We start from the raw sequence: 8769 nt of genomic DNA on the forward strand, positions 1-8769 counted from the left end.
TGAATTGATTATAGCGTACCTCGCTGATGTTGCAATCCGTCGATCCCGGGAAAACCAGGATTCTTCAATCTGCGGTGCTCCATGGATGGCAACATCTGTCTATATTCGCTGATGTTTTGGCCAACAGTTGGCAACCCCCGCCGAGGGCGGACAGAGAGGCGGGAAAAGGTGTAGCATAGAGAGGGGACGGCGGTCCGGAGCCCCGGTGCCGCCGGCCTGTGGTCTGCTGGGACAGGGGCCGCCGCTGCCCTCTGTCACCGGCGGCGGGAGTGCAAAAAAGGAGGAATGGACATGCATCAGGGTATCGCGATCACCGACTCGATCTACTGGGTGGGCGAAAACGACCGGGAGACGGATCTCTTCGAGGCACTGTGGCCGCTGCCCCGGGGGGTTTCCTACAACTCCTACTGCATCATGGACGACAAGGTGGCTCTGATCGATACGGTGAAGGGGGGGTACTTCCCCGATTTCCTGGAGAAGCTGAAGGGTCTCCTGGGTCCCTCCCGGACGGTGGACTATCTGGTGATCAACCACATGGAGCCGGACCACTCCGGGGCGGTGAAGGTGCTCCGGGAGATCTACCCGGATATGACCGTGGTGGGCAACGCCAAGACCCGGGAGTTTCTCGCCAACTTCTACGGCATCACCGAGAACTTCCGGACCGTCTCCGAAGGCGAGAGCCTCGATCTGGGCAAGCGGCAACTCCGGTTTTCCATGATTCCCATGGTCCACTGGCCGGAGACCATGGTGACCTACGCGTCACCGGAAGGCGTCCTCTTTTCCGGTGACGCCTTCGGGGCCTTCGGGTCTCTGGACGGCGGGATCTTCGACGACGAGGTGGACATGGCGTTCTACGAGGACGAGATGCTCCGCTATTTCTCCAACATCGTGGGCAGGTACGGCAGCCAGGTCCAGAAGGCCATCGGCAAGGTGCGGGGGCTGGATGTGCGCTATCTCGCCCCGGCCCACGGCCCCATTCTGCGGGACAGCCCGGAGCAGGTCATCGATCTCTACGACCGCTGGAGCCGCCACGAGACTGAAGAGGGCGTCGTGGTGGTCTACGGTTCCATGTACGGCAATACCAAGCGGATGGCCGAATCGGTGGCCCGCTCCCTGGCCCGGGAGGGGATCGAGAGGGTCATCCTCCACGACATCTCCCGGAGCCATATCTCCTTCGTGGTGCGGGATATTTGGCGCTACCGCGGCGTGGTGCTGGCCGGCTGCACCTACAATACGGGGCTCTTCCCGCCCATGCAGGCGCTCACCGCCTCGCTGGAGAACAAGATGATGCGCGGCCGGGTGCTGGGTGTCTGCGGCTCCTACAGCTGGAGCAAGGGTGCGCTGGCCGCTCTGCTGCAGTTTGGCGAACGGGGGAACTGGGAGCTGGTGGAACCCTACGTCGAGGTGCGTTCGGCCCCCTCTCCGGAGGACATCGAACAGTGCTATCAGCTGGGGAGGAACGTCGCCGGGGCGCTCTAGCGGCTCACGGCATTCCAGTGCGCCGCCTCACTGAGGCGGGGGACTGCGGTCCAAGGAAAAAAGAGGCTTCCGGATGCCTTGCCGGCTAGCGCCGTCCGTGGCGCTCGCTGCCGTAGGTGCCGGCACCGCGCTTTTTGCCGTCCTTGGACAGGCCTTTCTGGAACTCCTTGAGCAGCTCCTGCTTCTTTCGTTCTTCCGGGGAGAGCTGGTCCGGCCCTTCGGTATCGCGATCCAGCCAGCCCATGTAGGCCAGCAACTCGATGTCGCGGACATCCTCGCCCAGCTCCTCGGCGATGGTCGGGATATCCACCTCGCGGTCCGAATGGTCCCTGATGTAGGTACGGACCCGCTCGTAGATCTCTTCGAGCCGCCGCATACACTTCGGGCATGTCTTCGGTCCGTTGCTGGCAAAGGGCTTCCCGCAACGCTGACAGGGTATCATTTCCATTTCGGCCACCCCCTGCATATAGGCTCGTTTCTGCCTTGCCTGTGCCAAGTCTAAACGGCGGTACCGGGGGAGTCAAGCTGTGGAGGGGCCGGCGGGAGATTTTGCTTTGCTTCAACAGACAGATGAGGGTAAGATGGTGGGCACTGTCCTGCGTGGTTCGCCCGATGCGGCAGGTATGAACTTTCAAAATTGTCTGGAATTGCACACAGAATACAGGTTCCTGGTTGCATTATACACAACGGTGGTAAATAATGTGGTTCGAGCCTTCAGGTTCTCCCTTTCACCAGGAGGGCCGGGGAGGTGCGCTTTGATTCACGGGAGAAACGGGATACCATAGGAACATCGGTTAGGGAGGCGAAAGCGTTGTTTACAGAGGAACAGCTCAAAGCAATCGAGCAGGGGAAGGCCGACTACCAGAAGTCGGTGGACAAGTCGCTCAAGAAGTTCCCCGAACGGAAGGAAACCTTTTCCACCAGCAGTCTGGACGTCGATCGGATCTACACGCCGGAGCACATCAAGGATTTCGACTACATGGAGAAGCTCGGGTTCCCCGGTGAATACCCCTTCACCAGGGGCGTGCAGCCCACCATGTACCGCGGCAAGTTCTGGACCATGCGCCAGTACGCAGGGTTTTCCACCGCCGAGGACTCCAACCGCCGGTATCGCTACCTTCTGGATCAGGGTTCTTCGGGGCTTTCGGTGGCCTTCGATCTGCCCACCCAGATCGGGTACGACTCCGACGACAAGATGGCCGCCGGCGAGGTCGGCAAGGTAGGGGTTCCCATCGACTCCCTGGCCGACATGGAGATCCTCTTCGACCAGATCCCCCTGGACAAGGTCACCACCTCCATGACCATCAACGCCCCGGCGTCGGTGCTGCTCGCCATGTACATCGCGTTGGGCGAGAAACAGGGTGTCGCCTCCGATAAGCTGGGCGGCACCATCCAGAACGACATCCTCAAGGAGTACATGGCCAGAGGCACCTATATCTTCCCGCCCAAGCCATCCATGCGACTCATCACCGATATCTTCGAATTCTGCAGCGAGAACGTCCCCCGCTGGAACAGCATCTCCATTTCCGGCTACCATATCCGCGAAGCCGGTTCCACGGCGGCCCAGGAGATCGCCTTCACGCTGGCCGACGGCATCGCCTATATCGACGGGGCCATCAAGACCGGGCAGGATCCCAATGTCTTCGGCAAGCGGCTCTCCTTCTTCTTCAACTCCCACAACGACTTCCTCGAGGAGGTGGCCAAGTTCCGCGCCGCCCGCAGGCTCTGGGCCCGGATCATGAAGGAGCGCTTCGGCGTGACCGACGACAAGGCCACCCGGCTCCGCTTCCACACCCAGACCGGCGGCAGTACGCTGACGGCACAGCAGGTGGAGAACAACATCGCCCGTGTGGCCTTCCAGTGCATGGCCGCCGTCCTGGGCGGCACCCAGTCGCTGCACTCCAACAGCATGGACGAGGCGCTGGCCCTGCCCTCGGAGAAGAGCGTGAACATCGCCCTGAAGACCCAGCAGATCGTGGCCCACGAGACGGGGGTCTGCAGCACCGTCGATCCCCTGGCCGGCAGCTACTACATCGAGTCGCTCACCGACCGGCTGGAACAGGAGGCCGAGGGCTACATCAGCAAGATCGACGAGATGGGCGGCATGATGGAGGCCATCGAGAAGGGCTATCCGCAGCAGGAGATCCAGGACGCCTCCTACACCTACCAGAAGGCCGTCGAGAAGGGCGAGGAGATCGTGGTGGGCGTCAACAAGTACCAGATCAAGGAAGAAGGACGCGATATGGAGCTCCTCAGGGTCGATCCCAGTGTGGGCGAGCGGCAGGTCAAAAAGACCGCCAAGGTCCGTGAGGATCGGGACAACAACTTCGTGCAGAACGCCCTCGACGATATCCGCAAGGCCGCGCGCGACGAGCACGAGAACCTCATGCCCTATATCCTCAACGCCGTCCGCGGCTACACCACGGAAGGCGAGATCTGCAACGTGCTCCGCGAGGAGTTCGGCGAATACCAGGAGAACATCGTTCTCTAGCCCCTCGGGCGGAGAACGTGGAGATACCGGCACCAGCTGGCTGCATGGAGGAGGAATAGAACAATGTCCGAGCGGAAGATCCGTGTTGTCGTCGCAAAGCCCGGGCTCGACGGGCACGATAGAGGCGCCAAGGTCATCGCCCGCGCGTTCCGCGACGCGGGGATGGAGGTCATCTACACGGGGCTGCGGCAGAGCGCCGAGCAGATCGTGGCCACGGCGATCCAGGAGGATGCCGATGCCATTGGGGTGAGCATCCTCTCCGGGGCCCACGAGCACTACTTCAAGACCATCATCGATCTGCTGAAGGAAAACGAGGCCGACGATGTGGTCGTCTTCGGCGGCGGGGTCATCCCCGAGGATGATATCCCCCGTCTCAAGGAGCTTGGGGCCGGGGCGGTCTTCGGCCCCGGAACACCCACCGGCGAGACGGTGGAGTGGCTCAAGAAAGCCGTCGGGGAGGCCCGCGTCGGCAGTTAGCGGCCATGGGAGCGCAAGCTGTGCCGGGATGGGGCGACCCCTCCCGGCATATCGTTGAAGACAGAAGTCTATGGAGGTAGGGAGGTGTGGAACATGAATCCCACAGTGATCGATCATATCGGGGTGGCGGTGAAGAGCCTCGACGAGGCGCTGCAGTTCTGGCGGGACACCCTCGGCATCGAGTGCACCGGTGTGGAGGAGGTGGAAGAGCAGAAGGTGAAGACCGCCTTTCTTCCCGTGAAGGATACCGAAATCGAGCTGCTTGAAGGCACGTCGGAGGAGAGCCCGGTCTCCAAGTACATCGCCAAGAAGGGCGAGGGAATGCACCACATGGCGATCAGGGTGGACAATATCGAGGAAGCCCTGAAAGAGATGAAGGAAAAGGGTGTGCGCCTGATCGACGAGGAGCCCCGGTACGGCGCAGGTGGTGCGCGGATCGCCTTTGTCCATCCCAAGGCAACGGGCGGTATCCTTCTGGAGCTCTGCGAGCGCTAGGGAGCAACGGGAACACCTCACGGAACGTGGGGGAGAAGAGTGACCTATGGGAGGTCTGATGCATGTCGGATAAGTCGATTGAGCAGCTCTGCGAAGAGCTCCTTGCCAAGCGGACCGAAGCCGAAGCCGGCGGCGGCGAGAAGGCTGTCGAAAAGCAGCACGGCAAGGGCAAGCTGACGGCGCGCGAACGGATCCACCGCTTCCTCGACGAGGAGAGCTTCGTGGAGCTCGACAAGTTTGTGGAGCACCGTTGCACCAATTTCGGCCTGGACAGGAAGAAGTTCGCCGGCGACGGCGTGGTTACCGGCTACGGAACGGTGAACGGGCGTATCGTCTACGTCTACAGCCAGGACTTCACCGTCCTCGGCGGGTCGCTGGGCGAGATGCACGCCAAGAAGATCTGCAAGGTCATGGACCTGGCGGTGGCCAACGGCGCCCCGGTGATCGGGTTCAACGATTCGGGCGGCGCCAGGATCCAGGAGGCCACCGACGCCCTGAGCGGCTACGGGCAGATCTTCAAGCGCAACACCCATGCCAGCGGCGTGGTGCCCCAGCTCTCCGTGATCCTCGGCCCCACGGCGGGCGGCGCCGTCTACAGCCCGGCGCTGACGGACTTCATCTTTATGGTGGACAAGATCAGCATCATGCACATCACCGGCCCGGCGGTCATCAAGGCCGTCACCGGCGAAGAGGTGACCAGCGAGGAGCTCGGCGGCGCCAAGACCCACAACCAGACCTCCGGGAACGCCCACTTCTTCGCCGCCAGCGAAGAGGAGTGCATGGATCAGATCCGCACGCTGCTGGGGTACCTGCCGGAGAACAACATGGAGGATCCCCCCGTTGTGGAGTGCCGGGAGGATCCCTACGCCCCCAACACCGATCTCCGGGGTATGGTCCCCACCAACCCCAACAAGTCCTACGAGGTCAAAGACGTCATCCGGGGGATCGTCGATACGGGGAGCTTCTTCGAGGTACAGCCCATGTACGCCAAGAACATCGTCACCGCCTTCGGGCGGATCGGCGGGCTTCCCTTCGGCATCATCGCCAATCAGGCGCGGGTGATGGCCGGCTGCCTGGACATCGACTGCTCCGACAAGGCCAGCCGTTTCATCCGCTACTGCGACGCCTTCAACATCCCCATCGTGACCTTCGAGGACGTCCCCGGCTATCTGCCCGGCACCAACCAGGAATTCGGCGGGATCATCCGGCACGGCGCCAAGCTGCTCTACGCCTACAGCGAGGCCTCGGTGCCCCTGATCACCGTGATCCTCCGGAAGGCCTACGGGGGCAGCTACCTGGGCATGTGCAGCAAGGACCTCGGCGCCGACATGGTGCTGGCCTGGCCGCAGGCGCAGATCGCCGTCATGGGCGCCCAGGGCGCCGCCAACATCGTCTTCCGCAAGGAGATCGAGCAGGCCGAGGATACCGAGGCCATGCGGAAGCAGAAGATCGAGGAGTACGAGGAGGCCTTCGCCAATCCCTACGTGGCCGCCCGCAGGGGCTACGTGGACCGGGTCATCCTGCCCGAGGAGAGCCGGGCGGAGATCTACCAGGCCCTGCTCGTCACGGAGACCAAAAACGAACTGCGTCCGCGCCGCAAGCACGGCGTTATGCCGCACTAACGGAAGCGGGGGAAGAGCATGTCAGAGACGACTGCTGCCGCAACAAGTCTATCCCAGACATTCGACGGCGTGAGCGGAGCCTTTTCCATCTCCCTCATCGCCTTCACCGTTGTCTTTATGGTGCTGATCGGCCTGAGTCTGGTGATTCGGGGAAACCGTGTCCTTGCCGAGAGCATCGAGATCCAGAAGAAAGCCCGCCAGGAGATGGCCGCGAAGAAAAAGGAAGAAGAGAAACAGGCCAGGGCGGAGGCAAAGAAAAAGGAAGCCGAGGAGCAGAAGACCCAACAGACCGCCCAGGCGGGAGACCGGAACGATGAGGTCGTCGCGGCGATCACCGCTGCCGTTGCGGCTGTCTCGGGACCGGGCGCGCGGGTCAAAGGCATCAAACCTGTCTCCATCAGCCGGGGATGGAAATCCATGGCCCGGACGCAGAACCTTCAGGGCTTCGACGGGTAGTACCTCAGGGAGAACCGGACGAGCGTGAAGCCGCCGCAGCCCTATGTGCCGCTTCACCGACAGGAGTTCATCAAACACGCCAGGGAGGAGAGAATTTTATGATCCGCAATTTTCGTGTAGTCGTCAACGGTACGGCCTACGATGTACAGGTTGAAGAGCAGGGCCAGGGGGGCGCCCAGCCGCAGCAGGCCGCCCCTGCACCCGCGCCCGCACCGGCACCCGCGCAGCCTGCCCAGCCGGCCCAGCCCGCACCGCAGCCCGCACAGCCCAAGCAGGAGGCTCCGGCCCCCGCACCGGCACCGGCGCCATCGGGTGGCGGTGAAGAGGTGACGTCTCCCATGCCCGGCAAGGTGCTGAGTGTGGATGCCTCCGTGGGCGACTCCGTCAGCGAAGGGGACCTGCTGCTTGTTCTCGAGGCGATGAAGATGGAGAACGAGATCCAGGCCACGGGGTCAGGGACGGTCAAGGAAATCCGCGTCAAAGAGGGCGAATCGGTCGACAGTGGTGACGTGCTCGTAGTCATCGGCTAGCCCTCTCCCCGTAGAGGACACGAGGGAGGAAGTCCATATGGATCTGTACTTCAATGCGATAGCCAGTATCTGGTCGGAGTCCGGTTTCGCCGGGCTGGGCGCCCAGAATGTCATTATGATCTTGGTGGCCGGTGTACTGCTCTATCTCGCCATCGCCAAGAACTTCGAGCCGCTGCTTCTCGTTCCCATCGCCACGGGATGTATCCTGGTGAATATCCCCTTTTCCGGCATCATGGACGAAGGCGGATTCCTGCGCTTCGTCTTCTATGGAGCGGAGCACGAGATCTACCCGGTGATCATCTTCATGGGGGTCGGGGCGCTCACCGACTTCGCGCCGCTTCTGGCCAACCCCATCACCTTCCTGCTCGGGGCGGCGGCGCAGTTCGGCGTCTTCGTGGCGCTCTTCGGCGCCATGATGCTCGGGTTCACCGTCAAGGAGGCCGCCAGCATCGCCATCATCGGCGGGGCAGACGGCCCAACGAGCATCTACCTGACGATGAAGCTGGCGCCGCAAATCCTGGGGGCTGTGGCCGTGGCGGCCTATAGTTATATGGCCCTGGTCCCCCTGATCCAGCCGCCGGTCATCAACGCGCTGACCAGCAAGGAAGACCGCGCCATCCGGATGGACAAGCTCCGCCCGGTGAGCAAGACGGAGCGCGTGCTCTTCCCGGTGATCGTCACCATCGCCGCCGGACTCTGCCTGCCCGCTTCGGTTCCCCTGGTGGGGCTGTTGATGTTCGGCAACCTCCTCCGGGAGTGCGGCGTCACCGAACGTCTCAACCAGGCCGCGCAGAACGAGATCCTCAACACGGTGACCATCTTCCTCGGCCTGGCCGTGGGTTCCACCATGGAGGGTCCCAACTTCCTCACCGCCGCCACGCTGAAGATCATCGTACTGGGGCTGGTCGCCTTCATCTTCAGCACTGCAGGCGGAACGCTCTTCGGCCAGCTGATGAAGAAGCTCAGCAAGGGGAAGATCAACCCCATGATCGGCGCCGCCGGCGTGTCGGCCGTTCCCATGGCCGCCCGGGTGGTGCAGCGCATGTGCCAGCGCGAGAACCCCAGCAACTTCCTGCTCATGCACGCCATGGGGCCCAATGTGGCCGGCGTGATCGGCACGGCTGTGGCCGCCGGCACCATGCTCACCCTGCTGTCCGCCATGTAGCGTCGGCGGCACACCGGTACCGGCTGCAGATATCTGTCATGTATACAGAACACG

At 62.6% G+C, this 8769-nt stretch carries 9 protein-coding genes; 8 read left to right on the forward strand and 1 reads right to left on the reverse strand.

The window, feature by feature from the left end; all coding sequences use genetic code 11:
- Nucleotides 1-291: 291 nt before the first annotated feature.
- Nucleotides 292-1479 carry an FprA family A-type flavoprotein gene (locus K9L28_10735; protein ID MCF7936804.1) on the forward strand — a complete coding sequence of 396 codons (1188 nt, stop codon included), beginning with the start codon at nt 292-294 and terminating at the stop codon, nt 1477-1479.
- An 85-nt stretch (nt 1480-1564) separates the two neighbouring features.
- Here the strand turns inward: K9L28_10735 and K9L28_10740 are convergent, their stop codons facing one another.
- The gene (locus tag K9L28_10740; protein ID MCF7936805.1) at nt 1565-1855 is read right to left on the reverse strand and encodes a hypothetical protein; all 291 of its coding nucleotides are present in this window, start codon (nt 1853-1855) and stop codon (nt 1565-1567) included.
- 435 nt (nt 1856-2290) lie between these two features.
- Between K9L28_10740 and K9L28_10745 the strand changes: the two genes are divergently transcribed.
- The 7 genes from K9L28_10745 to K9L28_10775 all read left to right on the forward strand — a co-directional run bounded on the left by K9L28_10745 (nt 2291) and on the right by K9L28_10775 (nt 8715).
- Nucleotides 2291-3970 carry a methylmalonyl-CoA mutase family protein gene (locus tag K9L28_10745; GenBank protein MCF7936806.1) on the forward strand — a complete coding sequence of 560 codons (1680 nt, stop codon included), beginning with the start codon at nt 2291-2293 and terminating at the stop codon, nt 3968-3970.
- 63 nt (nt 3971-4033) lie between these two features.
- Nucleotides 4034-4447: a cobalamin B12-binding domain-containing protein gene (locus K9L28_10750; GenBank protein ID MCF7936807.1), complete on the forward strand. Its 414-nt coding sequence runs from the start codon at nt 4034-4036 to the stop codon at nt 4445-4447.
- Nucleotides 4448-4540: 93 nt separating this feature from the next.
- On the forward strand, nt 4541-4942 hold the full coding sequence (gene mce, locus K9L28_10755) for a methylmalonyl-CoA epimerase (GenBank protein MCF7936808.1): 402 nt from the start codon (nt 4541-4543) through the stop codon (nt 4940-4942).
- Between the two features lie 62 nt (nt 4943-5004).
- Nucleotides 5005-6564, forward strand: coding sequence for a methylmalonyl-CoA carboxyltransferase (locus K9L28_10760; GenBank protein ID MCF7936809.1), 1560 nt, complete (start codon nt 5005-5007; stop codon nt 6562-6564).
- A gap of 18 nt (nt 6565-6582) precedes the next feature.
- Nucleotides 6583-7020 carry an OadG family protein gene (locus K9L28_10765; GenBank protein MCF7936810.1) on the forward strand — a complete coding sequence of 146 codons (438 nt, stop codon included), beginning with the start codon at nt 6583-6585 and terminating at the stop codon, nt 7018-7020.
- 98 nt (nt 7021-7118) lie between these two features.
- Nucleotides 7119-7550 (forward strand): acetyl-CoA carboxylase biotin carboxyl carrier protein subunit, encoded by a 432-nt coding sequence (locus K9L28_10770; GenBank protein ID MCF7936811.1) that lies wholly within the window; start codon nt 7119-7121, stop codon nt 7548-7550.
- Nucleotides 7551-7587: 37 nt separating this feature from the next.
- Nucleotides 7588-8715, forward strand: a complete 1128-nt coding sequence (locus K9L28_10775) for a sodium ion-translocating decarboxylase subunit beta (GenBank protein MCF7936812.1) — start codon at nt 7588-7590, stop codon at nt 8713-8715.
- Nucleotides 8716-8769: the final 54 nt, after the last annotated feature.

Source organism: Synergistales bacterium (genome assembly GCA_021736445.1).
Lineage (GTDB): Bacteria > Synergistota > Synergistia > Synergistales > Aminiphilaceae > JAIPGA01.